The organism is Rhizobium sp. P2_G9, from assembly GCF_056403475.1.
Genome location: NZ_JBFUFK010000145.1, coordinates 1 through 452 on the forward strand (window position 1 = coordinate 1; position 452 = coordinate 452).

At 61.3% G+C, this 452-nt stretch carries 1 protein-coding gene; it reads left to right on the forward strand.

All coding sequences use genetic code 11. The features are described 5' to 3' along the window. Positions 1-452 (forward strand): VCBS domain-containing protein (locus tag AC1DYF_RS40395; RefSeq protein ID WP_477884561.1); only part of this gene is annotated, 452 nt, incomplete at both ends.

Here is a 452-nt window from a genome sequence, read left to right on the forward strand (position 1 = left end):
GCGGCGGATGGCACCTCACAGGTGATCACCGTCACCATCCACGGCACCAATGACGCGGCCCTCATCACAGGAACGAGCACCCAGGAACTGACGGAGACCGACACCGCCCAGAACACCGGCGGCAAGCTTGATGCTTCCGATGTCGACAGCTCKGCCGCCTTCGATGTGCAGACGGATGTCGATGGCAGCCAYGGCTTCGGCAAGTTCTCSATCGCCGCCGACGGCACSTGGACYTATGTCATGAACGAYGCCCATGACGAGTTCAAGGCRGGYCAYGACTATACCGACAGCATCACCGTGACCACGGCGGATGGCACCTCACAGGTGATCACCGTCACCATTCACGGCACCAATGAYGCGGCCCTCATCACAGGAACGAGCACCCAGGAACTGACGGAGACCGACACTGCCCARAACACYGGCGGCAAGCTKGATGCTTCCGATGTCGACAG